General features: G+C 67.7%; 18 protein-coding genes. 13 read left to right on the forward strand and 5 right to left on the reverse strand.

The window, feature by feature from the left end:
* Positions 1-50: 50 nt before the first annotated feature.
* Both Tchl_RS06405 and Tchl_RS06410 read left to right on the forward strand, forming a co-directional pair.
* Positions 51-824, forward strand: a complete 774-nt coding sequence (locus Tchl_RS06405) for an EAL domain-containing protein (protein WP_075147666.1) — start codon at positions 51-53, stop codon at positions 822-824.
* Between the two features lie 101 nt (positions 825-925).
* Positions 926-1,996, forward strand: a complete 1,071-nt coding sequence (locus Tchl_RS06410; RefSeq protein WP_075147667.1) for a CobW family GTP-binding protein — start codon at positions 926-928, stop codon at positions 1,994-1,996.
* 51 nt (positions 1,997-2,047) lie between these two features.
* Here the strand turns inward: Tchl_RS06410 and Tchl_RS06415 are convergent, their stop codons facing one another.
* A complete protein-coding gene (locus Tchl_RS06415; protein ID WP_075147668.1) occupies positions 2,048-2,521 on the reverse strand; it encodes a hypothetical protein in 474 nt (157 codons plus the stop codon).
* A 224-nt stretch (positions 2,522-2,745) separates the two neighbouring features.
* Here Tchl_RS06415 and Tchl_RS06420 point away from each other — a divergent pair, with 224 nt between their 5' ends.
* From Tchl_RS06420 to Tchl_RS06430, 3 genes are all read left to right on the forward strand, one after another.
* A complete protein-coding gene (locus Tchl_RS06420) occupies positions 2,746-5,196 on the forward strand; it encodes a sensor domain-containing protein (protein ID WP_075147669.1) in 2,451 nt (816 codons plus the stop codon).
* Positions 5,197-5,283: 87 nt separating this feature from the next.
* The gene (locus tag Tchl_RS06425; RefSeq protein ID WP_232311672.1) at positions 5,284-6,762 is read left to right on the forward strand and encodes a DUF2868 domain-containing protein; all 1,479 of its coding nucleotides are present in this window, start codon (positions 5,284-5,286) and stop codon (positions 6,760-6,762) included.
* Positions 6,759-8,159, forward strand: coding sequence for a GTPase/DUF3482 domain-containing protein (locus Tchl_RS06430; RefSeq protein ID WP_075147670.1), 1,401 nt, complete (start codon positions 6,759-6,761; stop codon positions 8,157-8,159). Before Tchl_RS06425 ends, Tchl_RS06430 begins: the two co-directional genes overlap by 4 nt.
* Positions 8,160-8,181: 22 nt before the next feature.
* Here Tchl_RS06430 and Tchl_RS06435 read toward each other — a convergent pair whose 3' ends face one another.
* Genes Tchl_RS06435 through Tchl_RS06450 form a run of 4 tightly spaced genes read right to left on the reverse strand, consistent with a single transcriptional unit; the run spans position 8,182 to position 12,116 of the window.
* On the reverse strand, positions 8,182-8,553 hold the full coding sequence (locus Tchl_RS06435) for a thiol-disulfide oxidoreductase DCC family protein (RefSeq protein ID WP_075147671.1): 372 nt from the start codon (positions 8,551-8,553) through the stop codon (positions 8,182-8,184).
* A 22-nt stretch (positions 8,554-8,575) separates the two neighbouring features.
* Entirely contained in the window at positions 8,576-8,869 is a 294-nt protein-coding gene (locus tag Tchl_RS06440) for a type II toxin-antitoxin system HicA family toxin (RefSeq protein WP_075147672.1), read from the reverse strand.
* Positions 8,866-10,572, reverse strand: a complete 1,707-nt coding sequence (locus tag Tchl_RS06445) for an ATP-binding domain-containing protein (protein WP_075147673.1) — start codon at positions 10,570-10,572, stop codon at positions 8,866-8,868. Before Tchl_RS06445 ends, Tchl_RS06440 begins: the two co-directional genes overlap by 4 nt.
* Before the next feature lie 8 nt (positions 10,573-10,580).
* Positions 10,581-12,116 (reverse strand): IS1096 element passenger TnpR family protein, encoded by a 1,536-nt coding sequence (locus Tchl_RS06450; RefSeq protein WP_075147674.1) that lies wholly within the window; start codon positions 12,114-12,116, stop codon positions 10,581-10,583.
* 860 nt (positions 12,117-12,976) lie between these two features.
* Between Tchl_RS06450 and Tchl_RS18435 the strand changes: the two genes are divergently transcribed.
* From Tchl_RS18435 to Tchl_RS06495, 8 genes are all read left to right on the forward strand, one after another.
* Positions 12,977-14,038: a TetR/AcrR family transcriptional regulator gene (locus Tchl_RS18435; protein ID WP_232311673.1), complete on the forward strand. Its 1,062-nt coding sequence runs from the start codon at positions 12,977-12,979 to the stop codon at positions 14,036-14,038.
* 8 nt (positions 14,039-14,046) lie between these two features.
* Positions 14,047-14,466: a hypothetical protein gene (locus Tchl_RS06465; RefSeq protein ID WP_075149613.1), complete on the forward strand. Its 420-nt coding sequence runs from the start codon at positions 14,047-14,049 to the stop codon at positions 14,464-14,466.
* Positions 14,463-15,320, forward strand: coding sequence for a hypothetical protein (locus tag Tchl_RS17935; protein WP_198158995.1), 858 nt, complete (start codon positions 14,463-14,465; stop codon positions 15,318-15,320). The genes Tchl_RS06465 and Tchl_RS17935 overlap by 4 nt, the downstream gene beginning before the upstream one ends.
* Positions 15,317-15,691 carry a hypothetical protein gene (locus tag Tchl_RS06475; protein WP_075147676.1) on the forward strand — a complete coding sequence of 125 codons (375 nt, stop codon included), beginning with the start codon at positions 15,317-15,319 and terminating at the stop codon, positions 15,689-15,691. Before Tchl_RS17935 ends, Tchl_RS06475 begins: the two co-directional genes overlap by 4 nt.
* Positions 15,688-17,124, forward strand: coding sequence for an MBL fold metallo-hydrolase RNA specificity domain-containing protein (locus tag Tchl_RS06480; protein ID WP_075147677.1), 1,437 nt, complete (start codon positions 15,688-15,690; stop codon positions 17,122-17,124). Before Tchl_RS06475 ends, Tchl_RS06480 begins: the two co-directional genes overlap by 4 nt.
* Complete coding sequence (locus Tchl_RS06485) at positions 17,111-17,749, forward strand: LOG family protein (RefSeq protein ID WP_160113120.1); 639 nt, start codon at positions 17,111-17,113, stop codon at positions 17,747-17,749. The genes Tchl_RS06480 and Tchl_RS06485 overlap by 14 nt, the downstream gene beginning before the upstream one ends.
* An 80-nt stretch (positions 17,750-17,829) precedes the next feature.
* Positions 17,830-18,957 carry a lipid A deacylase LpxR family protein gene (locus tag Tchl_RS06490; RefSeq protein WP_232311674.1) on the forward strand — a complete coding sequence of 376 codons (1,128 nt, stop codon included), beginning with the start codon at positions 17,830-17,832 and terminating at the stop codon, positions 18,955-18,957.
* Between the two features lie 122 nt (positions 18,958-19,079).
* Entirely contained in the window at positions 19,080-20,345 is a 1,266-nt protein-coding gene (locus Tchl_RS06495) for an IS256 family transposase (RefSeq protein WP_075147678.1), read from the forward strand.
* Positions 20,346-20,377 lie beyond the last annotated feature (32 nt).

Here is a 20,377-nt window from a genome sequence, read left to right on the forward strand (position 1 = left end):
CGTAGTCGGCTGGTATAAAATGCGAAGCATTCTCATTACTAGAGGTGCCCATGCATCCGCGACTGCCTGCCCAGGCGCTGCTCGAACTGATCGAGCAGCGCCGTTTCGGTGTCGAGTACCAGCCCGTCCTTGCGCTCGCCGATGGGGCGATCATCGGCTACGAGGCGCTGGCGCGCTTTTATGACGCGCACGGGCGCGCGCTCGCTCCGCAGCAGGTGTTCGATTCGCTCCACAGCAGCCCGCTGAGCCTGTTCCAGGTCGAGTACGAAATGAAGCGCCTGCAGCTCGCCCACGCGCCGCGGGAGGCGGGGCGCCTGTTCGTCAATCTCGACCCCGACGCCTTCCAGGTCGCCGCCGCCGACGAGTCCCACCCGCTGGTGGCGCTGCTCGCCGCCCGCCCCGGCGTGGTGGTCGAGATCATCGAGAACAGCAGCATCAACGATGCCGATCTCAGCGACGCGATGGTCGCCGCCTTCGCCGGCACCCCGGTCGAGCTCGCCCTCGACGACATCGGCGCGCCGCGCACGATGCTGTCGCTGCCGATCCTGCTCGCGGTCGATTTCCTCAAGTTCGACCGCTCGTGGACCCTGCACCCGGACGATCCGGTGCGCGTCGCCGCACTGCGCCACCTGGTCGCCTTCGCCCGCGAGTGCGGCAAGCAGACGGTGCTGGAAGGCATCGAGCACGAATGGCAGCGCGCGTTCGCCGCCGCGATCGGCTTCGACCACGTCCAGGGCTTCCTCTACCGTCACCTGTTCCGCCGCACCGCTTGCCTGGCCGGCGTGGCGGGGGACGGCGCAGCCGCGCTGCCGGCCGCAGCCTGATACCCTGGCGCTCGCCGGCGCATCGCCCGGAGTGTGAAAATGGCTCTGCGCTCCGCCGGGCCGCCCACCTGGCCTTTGTGCGCACCACCAGGACCCCGGACATGAACGACAACGCCCCCCGCCCCGACGACCGCCGCATTCCCGTCACCGTGCTCACCGGCTTTCTCGGCGCGGGCAAGACCACGCTGCTCAACCACCTGGTGCGCCAGCCGCGGATGGAAGGCTGCGCGGTGCTGATCAACGAGTTCGGCGAAGTCGCCGTCGACCACCATCTGGTGGAAAAGGTCGACGAGACCCTGATCGTGCTCGATTCGGGCTGCCTTTGCTGCAGCGTCCGCGGCGATCTGGTGCGGGCGCTGAAAGGGCTGTTCATGCGCGCGCTGCGGCGCGAGCTGAAAAGCCTGCGCCGGGTGCTGATCGAGACCACCGGACTGGCCGACCCGGCGCCGCTGATCCACACTCTGATGGCCGAGCCCTTCCTCGCCGAGCGCTACCGCATCGACGGCGTGGTCGCCGCGGTGGATGTGACCCATGCCCTGGCCCAGCTCGCCGTGCACAACGAGGCGGTGCGCCAGGTGGCGATGGCCGACCGCCTGCTGCTCACCAAGTGCGACCTCGCCGATGCGGCGGCGCGCGCGGCGGTGGCCGCTCGCCTCGCCCTGCTCAACCCCGGGGCACGCCAGGTGGACGTGCGCGGCGGTGCGGTCGCCGCCGCCGAGCTGTTCGACTGTGGCCTGTACGATGCCGCCGGCAAGGCGCCGGACGTCACCGCCTGGCTGGGGGAGGCGGCGGTGCATGGCGCGCTTCCGGTGCCGGGCGGCGAGGCCGTGTCGCGCCACGGCGGCGGGGTGCACAGCTTCGTCCTGCGCTTCGACGCGCCGCTGCCGTGGTACGAATTTTCCGACGCCCTGGCGCTGCTCCTCCAGCTCCATGGCGGGCGCATCCTGCGCATCAAGGGCCTGCTCGACGTCGCCGGCGACCCGCTGCCGCGGGTGCTGCAGTGCGTGCAGCACAGCGTCTATCCCGCCGCCAGCCTGCCGGCGTGGCCCTCGCAGCCGCCCTACGACGAGCGCTGCAGCCGCCTCGTCTTCATCGTCCGCGACCTGGCGCGGGACGAGGTCGCGGCGATGCTGGCCGCCTTCATCGGGCAGCAGCCGGCGACACCGGGCTGAACCGGTTCCGGCGGGCGGCGGCAGGGGCACCCGCGCCGGTGGCGGCGGTGCTCACTCGCAGGTCGCGCGGCAGGCTCCGGTGCTGCAATCGGCGGCCTGCACGGTGCAGGCCGCCTTGCTGCGCTGCTCCAGGCGGTGGTCGTTGTCGTAGTCGCAGATCAGCCGGGTCAGGTTCTTCTGGCGCTCCACTTTCATGCGCAGCGCCGGCGAGGCGCGGATCTGCTCCGGCGGAACGTTGCACGACAGATAGCCGCTGAAGCCGCCGTCGGCCGATTCCCACAGCGCGATGTTCTTCACCGCGCGGTAATTCTCGAAACTGGCACAGGTCAGCACGTCGCGGCCGTACAGGCGGGCGTTGTCCGAGCAATACCCCATGAAGGTGAAGCGGAGTTCGGCATCGGTCGGGCAGGCGGCGACCTGCACCGCCTCCTTCAGATCGGGGCAGGACAGCTCCGCGGCGTGGACGGCTGTGCCCAGGGCGGCGAACAGCAGCGGGAGGAAGGACGTTTTCAGTCGGGTGCGCATGGCGTCTCGGCAAAGGGCGGGGGTGAGGACAGGGCGTCCGAATCCGGGAGACTAGCCTCTGTTGCCGGCCGAAGAATGATCTCGATCAAGTTCTTTGCGGGCGCTGGCTGTCGCTGCCCGAGCGCGTCCTTCCTGCGCCCCTGTGGCCGCCATCCGTAGTTCGATCGCCGGATCGAATTCTGGTAGCGTAGTACCCCGTCCATCGATTTCTCCGTCGCCCGCCTATGAGTCGTCCGCACCCAGATCGGGGCCAGAGTGAGGCCGAGGTTCTCCGCCTGCGCAAGGCTCTCGACCATGTCGGGGCGCATGTCTTCATCAAGGACCTGGATGGGCGCTACACCTACGTCAACCGGATGGTGTCCGAGCTGTTCGGCGCCGCTGCGGAAGACATCCTCGGCCGCACCGACGAGCGGTTTTTCGACCTTTCGCTCTCGAAAGACCTCCGCGACCACGACCGCCGGGTGATCGAGGAGGCGGTCCGGATCGAAGGCGAGGAGCGCAACGTCGTCGCCCGCAGCGGCGAAACCCGCTATTTCCAGGCCGTCAAGCAGCCCCTGTTCGATGACGACGGCACCGTCGTCGGCGTCCTCGGCGTGTCCACCGACATCACCGCGCGCAAGCGTGTCGAGATCGCGCTCCGGGAGCGCGAATCGCTGCTGAGCGACATCCTCGACACCGCCAGCGTCGCGATCTTCCTCGTCGATCGGGACGGCGTCATCACCCATGCCAACCGCCGGATGGCGGAAATGTTCGGCCATCCGCTGGCGCAGATCATCGGCAGCGAGTATGTCGCCCATATTCATCCGGCCGAGCGCGACACCGGGCGCGAACGGATGCGGGCGTTGCTCGCGAGCAAGATCGCTGCGGTGGACCTCGAGCGGCTCTACCTGCGCGCCGACGGCAGCGAATTCTGGGGGCACCTGACCGGGCGCCGTTTTCAGGATGGGCAGGGGGCGGAGCGCGGCCTCGTCGGCGTGATCGCCGATATCTCCGCCGCCAGGCGTGCCATCGAGCGCCATGCAAGCGTGATCAATCTGGCGATGGATGGATTTCTCGCCGTCGGCGCGGACGGACGGGTGCGCGAATGCAATGCCGCTTTGTGCACGCTGACCGGCTACCTCCGCGAGGAAATCCTCGGCAGCAGCCTGAGCCGCTTCGAGGCGCAGGAGTCCGCGGATGAAGCCGCCGCTCACACCCGGCGCATCTTCGCCACCGGCAACGACCGCTTCGAGACGCACTGGCGGCGCAAGGACGGCAGCGTCGTCGAAGTCGAGGTGACGGCGACCTGCCTGCGCCGTGATGAGGAAATCGGCGTCTTCGTGCGCGACATCGCCCAGCGCAAGGCGCACCAGGACGAACTGCGCTACATCGCCAGCCACGACCTGCTCACCGGTCTGCCCAACCGCGCGCTGCTCTTCGACCGCATGCGGCAGGCCGTGGCCCAGGCCGACCGTGCCGGCACCCTGCTCGCGGTCTGCTATCTGGATCTGGACGGCTTCAAGCCGGTCAACGACCGCTTCGGCCACCAGGAAGGGGATGGCGTGCTGATCGAGGTCGCCCGCCGCCTGAAGGGCTGTGTGCGCGGTGACGACACCGTGGCCCGCATCGGCGGCGACGAGTTCGTGCTGCTGCTGCAGGGGCTGGGCGACACCGGCGCGGTCGAGGCCGCGCTGCGGCGGGTCCTCGTCGCCGTGGCGCAGCCGCTGCGGGTGGGCGGCAGCGAAGTCGCGGTTTCGGCCAGCCTGGGGGCGGCGCTGTATCCGCGCGACGACGCCGATACCGACACCCTGCTGCGCCATGCCGACCAGGCGATGTACCTGGCCAAGCAGGGCGGGCGCAACCGCTTCCACGTCTTCGACACCGAGCACGACCGCTGCGTGCGCGAGCGCACCGAGCGCCAGGCGCGGATTGCCCAGGCCCTGCGCGACCAGGAACTCGTCCTCCACTACCAGCCCCAGGTCGACATGCGTTCCGGGCGCGTGCTCGGCGCCGAAGCGCTGGTGCGCTGGCTGCATCCGCAGCGCGGCCTGCTCGCGCCGGCCGAGTTCCTCCCCCTGATCGAGGACAGCGACCTGATCGTCGAACTCGGCGACTGGGTGATCGCGACCGCGCTTGCCCAGCTCGAAGCCTGGCGGCGCGAGGGGCTCGAGCTGCAGGTCAGCGTCAACATCGCCGCCCGCCACCTGCTGCGCACCGACTTCGTTTCCCGGCTGTGCGCACATCTGGACACCTGCCCGCAGCTGCCGCGCCATGCGCTCAAGCTCGAAGTCGTCGAGACCGCGGCGCTGGAGGATCTGGCGCACGTCTCCGCGCTCATCCGCGAGTGCCGCGAGCTGGGGGTGGCGTTCGCGGTCGACGACTTCGGCACCGGCTATTCCTCGCTGTCCTACCTCAAGGCCTTGCCGGCGCAGGTGCTGAAAATCGACCAGAGCTTCGTGCGCGACATGCTGGTCGATGCCGAGGACCGCGCCATCGTCGAGGGCGTCATCGGCCTGGCGCGGGTGTTCGGCCGCACGGTGATCGCCGAAGGGGTCGAGACCGTCGAGCACGGCACGATGCTGCTGGCGCTGGGGTGCGAACAGGCGCAGGGCTACGGCATCGCCCGGCCGATGCCCGGCGCCGAACTGCAGGCCTGGGTCGGGCACTGGCGCCCCGACCGGGCATGGGAGGGGTGACGCCGGGGCGCACCGCCTGGCGCGCTGGCGCTGCAGCGCAGGGCGCAGGTTGTTATCCTGTCGCCATTGCCCTGCCGCCGTATTGCCTTGACCTTGCCTGCCTCCCCCTCGCCGCCCCTCTCCCCGTTCGAAGCCCGCTGGCTGGCTGAAGTCGTCCGTCGGCACGAAGAACAGCATGGCCTGCTCGAAGATGCGGCCGAGCCGACGGCGGCGCCCGCTGCGGCGCCCGATTTCGAAGGCCGCATCCTGCTCCGCGCCGACCGGATCGGCGCGCGCGAGGGCTGGCGGGCGGCCCTGCTGGCCTGGCAGCGGCGCGCCCGGCTGCTGTTGCTGGCCGCGCTGGCGCTGGCGCTGGTGCTGGGCTTCGGTACTGCGGCGGGCGTGCTCGGGGACGGCTCGCGCCCGGTCAATGTGGTGTGGACGCTGGGCGGGTTGCTCGGGGTGCATGGCCTGAGCCTGCTGTTGTGGCTGTCCGGCATGCTGCTGTCGGGGCGGATGCGGGGAGGCAGCGGCATCCATGCCGGCGGCGTGCTCGGGCGGGGCTGGCTGCGCCTGGTGGCCGTCCTCGACCGCAGCCGGGCGGCGGCGGAGCTGCCGCTGGCGCTCGCCGGCCTGCTCGGGCGCGGCCGGCTGGCGGCCTGGGGCGTCAGCGCGGTCAGCCATGCACTGTGGCTGGCGGCGCTGCTCGGCGCCACGCTCGGCGTGCTGCTGCTGCTGGCGACGCGGCGCTACGGTTTCGTCTGGGAAACGACGATCCTGCCCGCGGACAGCTTCGTCGGCCTGAGCGCGGCGCTCGGCGCCCTGCCCGCGGCGCTCGGCTTTCCGGTGCCGGATGCGGCGATGGTGGCGGCCAGCGGCGAGGCCCCGTTGCTCGAAGAGGGCGGCCGGCGGGCCTGGGCGGGCTGGCTGCTGGGGGCGCTGGTGGTGTATGGCGTGCTGCCGCGGCTGCTGTTCGCCCTCGGCTGCGCCGCGCTGTGGCGCCGCGGCCTGCGCCGGCTGCGGCTGGACCTGTCGCGCCCCGGCTATGCCCGCTTGCGTGCGGTGCTGATGCCCGACAGCGCGCGCATCGGGGTCAGCGACCCCGCGCCCGCGGCCCTGCCCTGTCCGCATCGTCCGCCGCCGCCGGCAGGCCACGGTGCCGCTGCCGTGGCGGTGGCGATCGAGCTCGGCGACGACCTCGCCTGGCCGCCGGCCGTTGCCGAGGCGGCGGAGACGGGGGCCGGGCGCATGCCCGGCGGTGGCTGGGAGGATGGCGGGCGGCTCGACAGCCGCGAGCAGCGCCGCGCCGCCCTCGGCCGGCTGGCGGCGCGGCCGCCGGCGCGCCTGCTGGTTGCGGTCGATGCGCGCCAGACCCCCGATCGCGGCACCCTCGGCCTGGTCGCGGAGCTCGCCGAGCGGGCGGTGGCGACGCGGGTGTGGCTGTGCGCCGGCACAGGCGCGCCGGCCGGGCGTGCCGCGCAGTGGCGTGCGGGGCTCGGCCGCATCGGGCTGGATGCGGCGGCGCTGTTCGAGGACGCGGCCCGCGTGCGAGCCTGGCTGGAGAATCCGGAGGCGGACGAGGCATGAGCGAAATCCTGCGCGTGGCCGTGGTCGGCCACACCAATACCGGCAAGACTTCGCTGTTGCGCACCCTGGCGCGCGACGTCGGCTTCGGTGAAGTGTCCGATGCCGCCGGCACCACCCGCCATGTCGAGGGCCTGCAGCTGATCGCCGACGGGATGCCGGCGCTCGCCCTGTTCGACACCCCGGGCATGGAGGACGCGATCGCCCTGCTCGAATTCATCGACGGCCTGGTGGCCCCCGGCGAGCGCGTCGACGGCCCCGAGCGCATCGCCCGTTTCCTCGCCACCGCGCAGGCCGGCACCCGCTTCGAGCAGGAAGCCAAGGTGCTGCGCCAGCTGCTGGCGAGCGACGCCGCGCTCTACGTGGTCGATGCGCGCGACCCGGTGCTGCCCAAGCACCGCGACGAACTGGAACTGCTCGCCGCCTGTGCCCGGCCATTGCTGCCGGTGCTCAACTTTGTCGCCGCCCCCGCCACCCGGGCCGCCGACTGGCGCGCAGCGCTCGCCCGCCTCGGCCTGCATGCGGTGCTCGGCTTCGACACCGTGGCGCCGCCGCTCGACGGCGAGCGCGAGCTGTTCGACACCCTCGCCACCCTCGTCCACGGCCACCGTGACGCGCTGCAGCGTCTGGTCGAGGCGCGTGCGCGCGAGGCCGGCGAGCGCCGCAGCGCCGCCCGCCGGCTGGTGGCCGAACTGCTGGTGGAGCTCGCGGCGCGGCGCGAGCCGGTCGCCGGCGACCACGAGGCCGCCCTGCAGCAGGCGGTGGCCGCGCTGCGCGACGAGGTCCGCGCGCGCGAGCAGGGCTGTGTCGATGCGCTGCTGCGCCTGTACCGCTTCCGCGCCGACGACGCGCGCGCCGGCGAGCTGCCGCTCACCGACGGGCGCTGGGACGACGACCTGTTCAACCCCGAGGCCCTGCGCCAGATGGGCATCCGCCTGGGCACCGGAGCGGCAGCGGGCGCGGCGGCCGGGCTCGGCATCGACCTGGTGGCCGGCGGCCTGACCCTGGGGGCCGCTGCCGCCCTCGGTGCAGTGGCGGGTGGCCTGTGGCAGGCTTTCGGCCACTACGGCGAGCGCATCGCGGCGAAACTGCGGGGCCATCGTGAGCTCACCGTGGACGACGCCATCCTGCGCCTGGTCGCGCTGCGCCAGCGCACGCTGCTGATCGCGCTCGAAGGGCGGGGCCATGCGGCGATGACGCCGATCGCCCTGGCGCTGCCGAGCGCAGGCAACGCCGCCGCCGGCCCCGGTGCCGTGCAGCGCTGGCGCAGCGGAGCGCTGCCCCCGGCGCTGGTGCGCGCGCGCGCCCACCCGGAGTGGAGCGCGCGCGCGGGCCGCCCCGGCGAGGGCGGCGGGGAACGGGACGCGGCGGTCGAAGCGGTCGCCGAGGTGCTGTGCTGAGCGAGTTGCGCCCGCCGCCGTGCTACAGCCGCCCGCTCGCGCGCAGGCGGTGGAGCACGGCCGTGCGGTACAGCCACGACAGCAGCGGGCGGATCACCGGCAGGCCGATCAGCCAGGCCAGCGGGCGCAGCTGCGGCGTGCGTGCCATCAGCACGATGTAGGCATCGAGCTCGCGGTGGACGCGGCCGTCGGCGTCGGCCACGTGCAGCTCCCGCAGCGCCGCCCGCGGATCGATGCCGCGGCGGCGCAGCTCGTCGTCGCGGCCGCTGATGTCCACCCAGCAGGTGTCTGCGGCGTGCTCGCCGGCCAGCCGTTCGTAGCGCGCGCGGTCGCGCACGCAGCGCGGGCAGGCGCCGTCGTAATAGACGGTGAGCGGGTTCCGCTCGGCAGCCATCGAACGCTCCTCCCCGCCGTGCTCAGGAACCAGTCTCGTGCGCGCGCTCGGCGTCATAGCGCGCGGGCGTGACTCCGGCGTCGGCGAGGAACTCGCGCAGCTGCTTGACCGCCTGGCGGTTGAACTCGTTGCCGTGATGCGGGTGGTGGAGGAGGAACTCGTGGCGGTTGAGGACGACGCGAAAGCGGGCGCCGTGGCCGGGCTCGACGAGGGCGCCGAGGTGGTGGAGGAGGGATTCGACCTCGCGCCACTGGATCCCGGCCGGCGGCGGCTCGCGGAACAGCGCCTCCAGGACATTGCGGTGCTTGTTGCTCATGATGGGCCTCGGTGCGGGAGTTCCGATGCTTCCATCTTAGCTGCTGCGGCGGCGTCCGGCGCGAGCCGGGCGGCGGCGCGCTCCGACGCGACCAGGATCAGCTTCAGCGTCGCCCGGGTGGCGCCGACGAAGAGCTTGCGCAGGGTGGGCTCGTCGATCGCCTCGAAGTCGATTTCGGTGAACAGGATGCAGGGCGCGGACTGGCCCTTGAAGCGGTATACCGAATCGATCCGCAGTTCGCCCGGCGAGTGCTCGGGCTCGCCGAGGAGGTCGTAGCGCCCGGTGAAGGCACGCAGGCGATGCGGGCCGAGCTGCGCGAGCGTGGTGAAGCGCGAGTGTTCGCGGCCGCGGAAGGTCAGCAGCACGATCTCCTCGCGGCGAAAGCCGAGGCCCAGGGCGCGGGTGATCGCGCGCTTGGTGGCCTCCATCAGCCCGGCTTCGTCCCGCCAGGCGAGCACTTCGGGCGCGCTGTCGGTCACCGGGCTGCCGGCGCGCACCGGTGCGGGCAGCGGCAGGCAGGCGTTGAGCAGGGCGAGCACGTCCGTCGGGCTGCGGTAGTTGGTGTCGGCGCTCAGCCCCGCCCAACCCGGCAGCGCCACCGGCGGGCGGCCGTAGAGGTTCTGCAGCGGGTCTTCCAGCCACCAGGCGCGGCCGCCGGGCTGGAGCAGGGCGAGGAGGGCATCGCGCCAGGTTTCGGTGAAGTCCTGGCCCTCGTCGACGATCAGCTCGTCGAACAGCCAGGCGGGGTCGGGCTGGTCGTGCGCGAGTGCGGCGAAGTCGGCTTCCATGCGGCGGAATGCGCCGGGCGCGCCGAACGCGGGCTTGCGCCCGGCGTCGCGCAGGCGGCGGTCGCAGAGCTGGTGGTAGGTCGCCACTTCGCCGCCGGGCGGGGCGATGCGCGCGAAGTGGTCGGCGAGCGGGCGGTTGTAGCACACGTAGAGCGGCCGCCGGCCGGCGGCCAGGGCGTCGGTGTAGGCGGCCAGCGCGAGCTGGGTCTTGCCGCTGCCGGCGGTGGCGGTCACGCGCAGGCGGTGCGGTGCGAGCGTGATCCGGCGCGCCCATTCGGTGAGTCCGCCGGCGAGCCGGGTGGTGAGCGCGTCGGCCTGGCCGGCGTGGGCCTGCACGTCGGGCACCAGTTCCAGCAGGTCGGCGAAGAAGCGGTGCAGGGCCTGGCGCTGGGCGGGGTCGAGCACCGGGTCGCCGTCCTGCGGCCGGGTCAGCGCGGCGACGCGTTCGGGCAAGGCGTCGCGGCGGGCGGCGTCGACGATCCGCGCCGGATCGAGCCCGGCGGTGCCCGGCTGGCGCACGGTGTGGTCGGGGCAGTGCAGCAGCACGTCGAGCACCGGTTCGGCATCGCCGAGCAGCGGGCGCAGGCGGGCGCGCAAGGCGTCGGCGTTGCGTGCCAGCGCCATGCTGATGCTCTGCGTGCGCCGCCGCCCGGAGGGCACCAGGCCGGCGGCGGTTTCGTCGAGAAAGCCGGCGTGCTGCTCGATCAGCAGCACCCGCCCGCCCGCGCCGACGACGGCGAAATCGACCGCGCCGAACACCGCCGTGTCGCCTGCTGCGCGCGTCCAGTGCAGGCCGTGGTAGATCGTGCTGTCGTCGGGCAGCGCCGCGGCGAGGCGGGCGAGAGTGGCGAGTGCGCGTCCGCGCGCGCCTTCGGCGGGAAGCAGGCGCCAGCCTTCGGGGTGGGTGCGGGCCATGGCGGGCTTCAGCGGGTGCGCCTGAACAGGGCGTCGATCCGCTTCTGGTGACTGGCGAGCTTGAAGGCCTCGGGCTGGTACGGGCCGAGCCATTGGAGCAGTTCGCGGCTCTCGGCGCTGCGCGGCGTGCGCTTCGCGTCGAGGATGCGACTGTAGCCGTAAACGCCGCCGCAGTCCTCGGGCGGGCAGGCGCGCGCGCCGTCGATCAGGGCGGCCGGCCTGCGCAGGGGATCGCTCGGCAGGCGTTTTTCGATCGTGATGCGATGGCGCCAGTCGTCGCCGAAGTCGTACACATAGGTGAAGCTTCTGCGGCGGCCGATCACCTGGCCGAGTTCGACTTCTTCGCCGGGCAGGACGGTTTCGCCGTACGGGTTGTCGTATTCGGCGATATTGCCGATGCGGTAGCCGCCGACCTCGAATTCGTGCAGGTGGGCATCCTCCCAGCCCATCGCGGTCTGGATCAGGTTGTGGAGCGCGGCGAAGCTCAGCGTGTTCTCGACCTCGAGGCGGCGCCAGATCGGCGGCTCGATGTCCTCCAGCGCGATGTGCAGCAGCAGGCGGCGTTCCGCGTAGTCCTGCGGCAGCTGCTCGAGCAGGTCGCCGATCGCATCGCCCTCGACCAGGGCGTGCAAGGCCTCGATCAGGGGGCGGTGGTCATAGTCGGGGTCGCGTGCAAGCTTCGCGGACCAGAACTCGACGCGCGCCCGCGCTTCGTCGCGCCGGCCGTCGGCGAGTAGCAACAGCACTTCCAGGTGCGACAGCGTCGGGTCATCCGGGGTGAGGCGCTGCGCTTCCTTGAACGCCTGCCAGGCGCCGGCGTGGTCGCCACGGTCGGAAAGGATCACCGCCTCGCGCTGCAGGGCGGTGCTGCGCAAGATCCGGTCCGGAGCCTTCTTCAGGCGCGCGAGCAGATCGTCGCCCTGTTCGCGCCGCTGCAAGGTGAGGTAGCTGTTGAGCAGGATGTTGGCCGCGTGTTCGGCACGCTCGTCGAGCTTCGCCGGGTCGGCGAAGAGCGGCTCGAGCAAGGCGACGACGTCATCGCAGCGGTGCTCGTCGAACCAGCGTTCGGCGACCAGGCCGAGCACCTGCGGCGGCGCGCCGACGTCGGCGAGGCCTTCCCGGGGCAGATGGCCGAGCACGCGCGCGAGCATCTCGTCGGGCGGCAGGACCAGCGGCGGGGTATCCACGGCGCCGCAGCACTGCTTGTACTTGTGCCCGGAGCCGCAGGGGCAAGGGGCGTTGCGTTCGGGGCGGGCGAGCTTGCGCGGGCGGAAGTGGTTGGCCGGGATCGGGGTCGTGTTCCACAGTTCGAACGCGATGTGGGTGGCCAGGCCGCGGGCGGCGCGCTCCACGTCGCCCGGTGTGGCTTCTTCGGCCTCGGCGGCGAAGGCCGCGGCGAGCGGGCGCAGGGCCTGCTGCAGGTGGGCGAGCAGGGTGGGAAAGTCGTTCGATTCGAGGATCACGCCGACACCGTGATCGAAGATGCGGTTCATCGCCCCGAGCGGATCGATGACGTGCGGGGTGGAAGCGTTCGTTTCGGTCATGGGGTGAGGGAAGCGGGGTTCGTTGATGGAGTGGTCCGCGCGGGTGAACCTTCGGCGGCAAGCCGGATTAAACCCGATTCCCGCCGCGGCAGGGGCATTGTTCACCGCCGTGCCGCCGAAGTCGGGGAGCGATGCGCTATCCTCGCCCGTCGGTCTTGCGCTGGCGCACTCCGCGCCGCCGCAGGCTGCGGCTACAATGACATTAACATTGACGCGAACATTTCCCGCCCATGCCCATCCTCGACTGGCTGAACAAGCGCCAGGCCCTGCAGGCCGCCGCCGCCGTGCCCTGCCGGCATCGCACTGGGCAGCGATGCTCGTCGGCCAACTCTCGCTGATCGCTACGCCGTAGCGATTGTCGCCTGCACGGATTCCGCCGTGCCATGTGGGCAAAACCATCGTCGCATGCACGAAACAGGCCAATCTTCACACACAGGGAGCTGTGCCCTGCGGTGGTCATCTCGCCGACAACGGTCCGCTTCGCATCGGCCACCAGCATCCGCACCATATTTGACCTTGTGAGCATTGGCCTGCACCACAGCGGTGATCGGAACGTCGGGCTACCGGCAAAACCCAATCACTGCGGCCCTGAACTCAGGACCATGCCGGGACCAACGGCGGCGATCCGGCGGTCTCGATGAGTGAAGTGTCCAGGTGTCCTCCTGAAGCTATCCGGACATGAGGCTGTCACCCCAGGCCAGCCGACTCGAGACAGGTTTGCCAGACACATACTGACATCATCGATAACGCCCCTTGCGTTTTTCTTTCGCGCGATTAAGATAGTAAGTAATCACTAGCTTAACGAAGGCGCCATCTTGGATGCGTATTCGAAGCATCTCCCGACGCATGAACGGCGGGCCGTGACCATCAAGGCTGTCATCGAACTGGCCGGTTTGCAGAATCCCAGCGAAATCACGACCGCCGCTATCGCCAAACATATGAATCTGACGCAGGGGGCCTTGTTTCGATATTTCCCGAACAGGGACGCCATCTGGAAAGCCGTCATGGAGTGGATTGTCGAGCACCTCTTGGCGCGCATTGATCGTTCAACCCAGGGGGTTGAATCGCCCCTGGCAGCGATGGAAGCCATGTTCATGAGCCATGTCGATTTCATGGCTGAGTATCCTGGTGTGCCGAGGATGATGTTTGGCGAACTCCAGCGCGCCGAATCAACGCCCGCGAAGCGCATGGTGCAGGCCCTCATCCAGCGCTACGGCGAGCGCCTGAATCAGCTTATCGAGAACGGAAAGGGTGCGGGTTTGATTGGCCAAGAAACCATAGGAGCGGAGACAATGACGAACGACAGCATGAATTGGTCCGGGCAGGAGCACCTCAAGCGGTGGTGGGAAACCACGCGCTACTACCTGCGCGCAGATATGGAATATCTGGCCTCAGTCGGCGCCATAGCCGACGATGGGTGGCCGTCTCCACAGACAGACAGTTGCCGTGGCCGGAAACGGCTCATCGCCAGAGTCAGAGGCCGGCTGTTTCGCTCAGTGAAGTGCGGCGGTGAAGACGACCCGCTACGGGAACTGGAGAGCGTATTGCACCGGCAGTTGAAGTTCATCGCTCGACACCCCGCCGTCCCCTTGCGCCTTTTGTCTTGGCTGGAGCAGGACGGGGAGCTGGGTGTTCAGCGGCGGGTCCGGATGCTTATCAGCTACTACGCTACCCGCCTAGCCCAAATCATCGCACGTGCTCAGCGGCATGGATTGATAAGAGCCGATGCCAAACCGTATGGGGTGGCCTTTTCACTTGTCGGCCTGATCCAGAAACTGGTGCTGGAAACAGGTCCTGCACCCCAGCAAACCGAATCGTTCCTGAAGAAGGCGGCCGACGCTTTCGCCCTTTACTTCGCCGCACTGACGGTTCCTCCGAAAGGAATGAGGGCGGAGGACTTCTGGGGAATGAAAAAAACGTGAGGATAACAATGCGCAATAACAGATTCGGTATCCGGGTGACTTCACTGGTCGCTGTCGGCTTCGGCCTGCTGACCATTAAGGAAGGCGGCGTTACCTTGTTCGGAGGCGAAGCGGCGCAAGTTTCTGCGGGAAACTACGTGCCGTTCGTCCTCTGGTTCAACTTTCTGGCCGGTTTCGCCTACGTTATTGCTGGCATCGGATTGTGGCTGAGACGTCATTGGGCTGCATGGCTGGCAACCGTCATCGCCACAGCGACTGCTTTTGCCTTTACTGCGTTCGGCGCGCACGTTTATGCGGGCGGGGCGTATGAAATCCGCACAGTCATCGCGATGAGCGTCCGAACGCTGGTGTGGCTAATGATCGCATTCATTTCCTGGCGTGCCCTGTCGTGCAGGAGGTCTGTCATAGCAGCAAGAGAAGTGAGATGAGCCTGAAGAAGCGTTTCGTCGCAGTGCCATGGCTCAGTGTGGCATTGACCGCGCCACTTTCACCGGCGCAAGGCCTTGTCGTCGGCGGTGTCGCGAGTTCGATCACTGGGGAGGCGCAGGAGGATGACGGCGTGCCTGCAGCCGAGGCGATCCGCGGCGCTGAAGCGCAGTGTCGATCGGCTGGCACAACTCATTGGGCGTTATATCAGTGCCTTAGGGATCGGAGCACGCCTGTATCACCGCCGAGGCCGAATTTTTCGGGCAATTGGTTCCTCAACACCACGATCAGCGACGACCCGCACGAGAAGGCCAAGGAGGCTACCCAGGCATCAAGACATCCCATGGACAGAGGGCGCGGGATGCCTGACGGCTCCGGACGAATGGGACAGGGCGGCGTGGGTATGGGTGCCGGGCGCCAAGGCCGTATGGATGGGGAGGGAGGAAGCAGTGATCTGTCCTCCGGGGAACTGTCCTTGCTGACCCCTGCGCAAGAACTTCATGTCACCCATCAGGATCCGATGCTGCTGATCGCCGACGAGAGCGATCGACGTCAGCGTCTCTTCACCAATTTTTACGGCGCCAATGTCTCCGCCAGTGGCGGGTTTGAGCAACGAATAGCCGTCGCGGGCTGGGAAGGTGCGGAGTTGGTGGTCGAGACGACCACATTCGGAAGAAAACTCATCCAGAACTATCAGATCGATCACGGGACCGGACAACTCGTCATCTCATGCGCGGCGAAGATTTCGGACGGACAGACAATTTCTTACCGTCTCGTATATGACCGGCTCAAACCTAGTCCAAGCGAGCAACAGGTGAGCCTGACGGCAAGCCCTGGACATGGAGGAAACCGATGAACATGCATCGCATGGAGCACATCACGTTTGCAGGGGGTGAGCGCATTGAGGACAGGACTCAGTGCGTCCGGCAGGAGCTCGGTGCGGCGCAGGCCAGTCGCAGCACGGACTGCGCGAACTCGACCTTCTTCTGCTACGAATGGAGGGTCGGTTTACAACTGCACTCGGAGGAAAACCTGGGCAGCGCACAACGGCCATTCGCTTACGGCGCCAACAACCTCGTCCAGGGCCACAACATCCAGATGTTTCACGAAGTGCATGCAGCCGTAACACGCCTCGACGCCATCAATTGGCTCGCGCGTGACCTGCGCAACGGGCGGGCGGCGGACTCGCCGGATCTGACCAAATATGCGGGCGGGAACACGGAATGAACATCACCTTTCTCGGCGCGGCGCGAGAAGTCACCGGCTCGTGCTACCTGGTGGAGACCGCGGGCACGCGCTTTCTGGTGGACTGCGGCATGGTGCAGGGTGGACGTGAGGCACCAGCGAGAAATCATCAGCCGTTTGCATTCGACCCGAAATCCATCGATTTCGTGCTGCTGACTCATGCGCACATCGACCACAGCGGGCTGCTGCCCAAGCTCACCCGTGCGGGCTTCCAGGGGGCGATTCACACTACGATGGCGACCTCAGATCTGCTCCAAGTGATGCTTCCAGACAGCGCCCACATCCAGGAGGGCGATGCTGAGCGGGCGAGGCATCATGTCAGATCGGCTCCCGATCGAGGTGTGGGACCCATCCCTCTGTACACGCTGGCGGATGCGCAGGACTGTCTGGATCAAGTGCAACCGATCCCATATGACCAGGAATTCATCCCGCACCTCGGAGTGCGCTGCCGCTTCCGGGATGCGGGCCACATCCTCGGTTCAGCCATCATAGAGGTCTGGATCATTGAACACGGCCAAACCACGAAGCTCGTTTTCAGTGGCGATCTTGGCCAGCCGGGGCGTCCGATCCTGCGCGATCCTACGCCAATTGAGGAGGCGGACATCGTGATCATGGAGTCCACCTACGGTGATCGCGCGCACAAGAACATGACATCGAGTGAGGACGAACTGGTCGAGATTATCGACCGCACCTTGCATGAGCAGGGAGGCAACGTGATCGTGCCCGCATTCGCGGTCGGCCGTACCCAGGAGGTCTTGTACCACCTGCACCGTCTCACCCGCGAAGGCCGGTTGCGCGATCTGAAGGTGTTCGTCGATTCGCCCATGGCCACAGCAGCCACGCGCATCACCCGCCAACATCTGGAACTGTTCGACGATGCCGCGAAACATCTCGCAGACTGGCACGCGCTAGGCAAGGGCCTGCCCCATCTCCAGTTCACCGCGAGCACCGATGAGTCCAGGGCCCTGAACCAGATCCGCTCGGGCGCCATCATCATCTCCGCGAGCGGCATGTGCGATGCTGGGCGCATCAAGCACCACCTCCGCCACAACCTACCCCGACGCGAATGCGGAGTGCTGATCACCGGATTCCAGGCGCAAGGCACGCTTGGCCGGCGTCTCGTTGACGGCGCGAAAAGAGTGCGCATTTTCGGCGAAGAAGTCCCCGTACGCGCGGCGGTCCACACCGTGGGCGGGCTGTCGGCGCATGCTGATCAGCCTGCATTGTTGGCTTGGTCGGCCAGCTTCCGTAGGCCTCCAGCCCGAACCTTCATAGTGCATGGCGAGGCCCGTACCGCGTTCGCATTCGCCGAGCGGCTGCGCGCCGAACGCGGTTGGGACGTGGAAGTGCCGGAGCCTGGCACGCGGGTGCAATGGACCAGCGGGGCTGGAGGTGGTGGACATGACCGATCCTGAGCAACGCAAAGCGCTGCGCGGGGCGCTCATGAATGGACGGGCGTATCGGCTGGCGCATGAGGACGTCGACTTTCTCGCCCAGGACGACCTGCGTCCGCTGCGCCTGCAACTGGAGTTGCTCAAGCTCGAACACGAGCTGCGCGAGCAAGGGATTAGGTCGACTGTCGTCGTCCTCGGTAGCGCACGCATCGTTTCTCACGCAGAAGCGCAGTTAGGACTTGCTGGTCTCAAGGCGTGCCCGGCAACCCCACAGTCCGGCCCGAAGCGGGCACACGCTGTTATCGCAGCAAGGCGCCGGTTGGACCATACGCGCGACTACGAAGAGGCGCGGCGCTTTGCCCACCTGTTCTCGTCCCGTTTTCAACAGGAAGGACGCCGCGACTTCGTCGTCGTCACCGGCGGTGGTCCCGGGATCATGGAGGCGGCCAACCGCGGCGCATTCGAGGCCGGTGCGCGTTCCATCGGCCTCAATATCACCCTGCCACAGGAGCAAGAGCCTAATCCCTTCATCAGCCCACAGGATGTGAAACTATTCGCGCGTGCGGATACGGCCGACGAAATCGTGGCCATCCTGGAAACCTTCTATGGCGGCAAGCCGCCAGGCTGCGGATCGATGGATGTGTGATCGAGCATGTACGCACCTCCCCCTTGAGCGTGAAGCGGTTCGTCAAGAATGCCCTGCGACGAACTATGTTGGCGCTGGGGATGAATGCTTTCCTTCTCTCACCGACTCTCGCAGAAGGCGCCAACAAAGGTCCTGCTGATGTCCGGGATTGTGAAATCGAAGAGTCACTCAGATTCCGCGGCGGCACGCTAAGGGTGGAAAACGACCTTTTTACCGGCACTGATCAGAACTACACGAATGGTGTCGCGCTCACCCTGATTTCGCATGACATTCCTGGCAGGCTGCGTCTCGAGTGCATCCCGGCGCCGGTCCGCCTGCACGCGCAACTCATACAATTTGTGAATCCTGGATTCTGGGCCGACACGACCAATTCGGCAGCTACGCAGAACGCGGTGGTCAGATTCGGTCAATCCATGTACACGCCAGGCGATTACACCAGGGCGGACTTGATTCACGATGATCGGCCCTACGCGGGATTGCTCTACATGGGCTTTGCTTGGAACCGACGAAAGCGTGAACCCGAGCCTAATCGTGAAGTGCTCGATACGCGGGAGGTCACTCTCGGCGTGATCGGCCCTTTGTCACTTGCCGAACAATCGCAGAACATTGTGCACGACGTGCGGCGCATCGACAGATTTGATGGCTGGCAGCACCAACTGAAGAATGAGCCGGCCTTTCAATTCGCCTTGGACCGCAAATTCAGGGAGTTTCGTGGGACAGGGGCAACCATCCCTGGATTTTCTGCCGATTCTATACGTTCGCTGGGACTCCGGCTCGGCAACATCGAGACATCGGCCACGTTCGGCGTCGAGGGGCGCATGGGCTGGAATCTACCGAATGATTTCGGAAGCTACCCCCTCAGGCCGGGCGCCGAAAACCGTCCGCCATCAGCGGCGTCTATTCGCAGCAAATCCAACTTTCCTGTTCCGGTCTCCAACCGGCCACGCCCTGGCGTCCATCTTTTCGGAATACTTGAAGCAAAGGCTGTGGCCTACGACTTTTCCCTCGACGGGAACCTTTTCCGCTCCAGCCATGGTGTCTCGCGTCGCCCGTGGGTTGCCCAAGCCGCAGTGGGCGTCAGCGCACAAGGCATTCTGGAAGGACACGGCGTCAGATTGGCCGTGATGCATGTTTACCGCTCGCGAGAGTTCGAGGAACAGAGCACAAACCAGTCCTACGGCTCCGTTGCCCTCAGCTTCGAATTCTAGAGGGAGATATAGTCAAGACTGGTGTATGACCAGATCCTGATAGATCGGCTTGATGAGGCGGCGTGCCTCTGCTGAGAATTGAGTTGTCGAGACCAAATTTTCAGCAAGCAAGGAGGCACGCCTTGAAGAAGGATACGAGCGAGCAGTCGGTCGAGCAATCGGAAGTGGGGCTGTCGCTGGATGAGTTGATCCGGCGTGGCGCGCGCGATCTGATCCAGAAGGCGATCGAAGTGGAGGTGCAGCAGTTGTTGGCCGAGTACGAGAACGTGCGGATGCTGGGCGGTCAGCGGACGGTGGTGCGCAACGGCCACCTGCCCGCGCGCGAGGTGCTCACGGCGGTCGGCAACGTCGAGGTGCGGGTGCCCAAGGTGCGTGACCGCTCGGGCGGTGGCGTGAAGTTCAACTCTGCGCTGGTGCCGCCCTACGTGCGCCGCTCGGCCCGGGTGTCGGCGGCGCTGCCGTGGCTGTACCTCAAAGGCATCTCGACGGGCGACATGCGCGAAGCGCTTACGGTGCTGCTGGGCGAGCAGGCCCGTGGGCTCTCGCCCAACGTGGTCAGCCGCCTGAAGGCCGAATGGGCCGCCGAGTACGCGCACTGGATGAAGCGGGATCTGGCCGCCAGTCGCTACGTCTACTGGTGGGCAGACGGCGTGCACGCCAGTCTGCGCGGCGAGGACGACGCTCGCCAGTGCCTGCTGGTGATCATCGGCGTGAAACTCGATGGCACCAAGGAGTTGGTCGCGATCTGCGACGGGCACCGTGAATCCAAGGAATCCTGGCTCGACCTGCTGCGCGACCTGAAGGCCCGTGGGCTCGAAGTCGGTCCGCGCCTGGCTGTGGGCGACGGTGCGCTCGGTTTCTGGGCGGCGCTCGACGAGATCTATCCTGAGACCGGCCGACAGCGCTGCTGGGTGCACAAGACGGCCAACGTGCTCAACGCGCTGCCCAAGAGCCTGCAGGCCAAGGCGAAGGCGCAGCTTCACGAGATCTGGATGGCGCCGACGCGCTCCTCCGCGATCGATGCCTTCAACCGATTCGTGCAGACCTACCGAGCGAAGTACCCGAAGGCGGCCGACAAACTCGTCACCGACCGCGACGCGCTGGTCGCCTTCTACGACTTTCCGGCCGAGCACTGGATTCACCTGCGCACGACCAACCCGATCGAATCGACCTTCGCCACCGTACGCCACCGCACCACGCGCACGAAGAACTGCGTGTCGCGCGCAACCTTCCTGGGACTGGCCTTCAAGCTCGTGCAGGAGGCCGAGAAGTCCTGGCGCCGGATTCGCGGTCACGAGCGCATTGCCGAACTGATGGACGGCGTCGTCTTCAAGGACGGCGAACCGGAAGAAAACGAAGAACAGGAGCAGCAGCGGCACGCCGCCTGATCAGCTATGCCAGATTGGCTCATACACCAGAC

Source organism: Thauera chlorobenzoica (assembly GCF_001922305.1).
Lineage (GTDB): Bacteria > Pseudomonadota > Gammaproteobacteria > Burkholderiales > Rhodocyclaceae > Thauera > Thauera chlorobenzoica.

Bases quoted from the DNA above. Each gene is read 5' to 3' on its own strand.
- Tchl_RS06405 (WP_075147666.1), top strand. From the start codon at position 51: ATGCATCCGCGACTGCCTGCCCAGGCGCTGCTCGAACTGATCGAGCAG.
- Tchl_RS06410 (WP_075147667.1), top strand. From the start codon at position 926: ATGAACGACAACGCCCCCCGCCCCGACGACCGCCGCATTCCCGTCACC.
- Tchl_RS06415 (WP_075147668.1), bottom strand. From the start codon at position 2,521: ATGCGCACCCGACTGAAAACGTCCTTCCTCCCGCTGCTGTTCGCCGCC.
- Tchl_RS06420 (WP_075147669.1), top strand. From the start codon at position 2,746: ATGAGTCGTCCGCACCCAGATCGGGGCCAGAGTGAGGCCGAGGTTCTC.
- Tchl_RS06430 (WP_075147670.1), top strand. From the start codon at position 6,759: ATGAGCGAAATCCTGCGCGTGGCCGTGGTCGGCCACACCAATACCGGC.
- Tchl_RS06435 (WP_075147671.1), bottom strand. From the start codon at position 8,553: ATGGCTGCCGAGCGGAACCCGCTCACCGTCTATTACGACGGCGCCTGC.
- Tchl_RS06440 (WP_075147672.1), bottom strand. From the start codon at position 8,869: ATGAGCAACAAGCACCGCAATGTCCTGGAGGCGCTGTTCCGCGAGCCG.
- Tchl_RS06445 (WP_075147673.1), bottom strand. From the start codon at position 10,572: ATGGCCCGCACCCACCCCGAAGGCTGGCGCCTGCTTCCCGCCGAAGGC.
- Tchl_RS06450 (WP_075147674.1), bottom strand. From the start codon at position 12,116: ATGACCGAAACGAACGCTTCCACCCCGCACGTCATCGATCCGCTCGGG.
- Tchl_RS06465 (WP_075149613.1), top strand. From the start codon at position 14,047: ATGCGCAATAACAGATTCGGTATCCGGGTGACTTCACTGGTCGCTGTC.
- Tchl_RS17935 (WP_198158995.1), top strand. From the start codon at position 14,463: ATGAGCCTGAAGAAGCGTTTCGTCGCAGTGCCATGGCTCAGTGTGGCA.
- Tchl_RS06475 (WP_075147676.1), top strand. From the start codon at position 15,317: ATGAACATGCATCGCATGGAGCACATCACGTTTGCAGGGGGTGAGCGC.
- Tchl_RS06480 (WP_075147677.1), top strand. From the start codon at position 15,688: ATGAACATCACCTTTCTCGGCGCGGCGCGAGAAGTCACCGGCTCGTGC.
- Tchl_RS06485 (WP_160113120.1), top strand. From the start codon at position 17,111: ATGACCGATCCTGAGCAACGCAAAGCGCTGCGCGGGGCGCTCATGAAT.
- Tchl_RS06490 (WP_232311674.1), top strand. From the start codon at position 17,830: ATGAATGCTTTCCTTCTCTCACCGACTCTCGCAGAAGGCGCCAACAAA.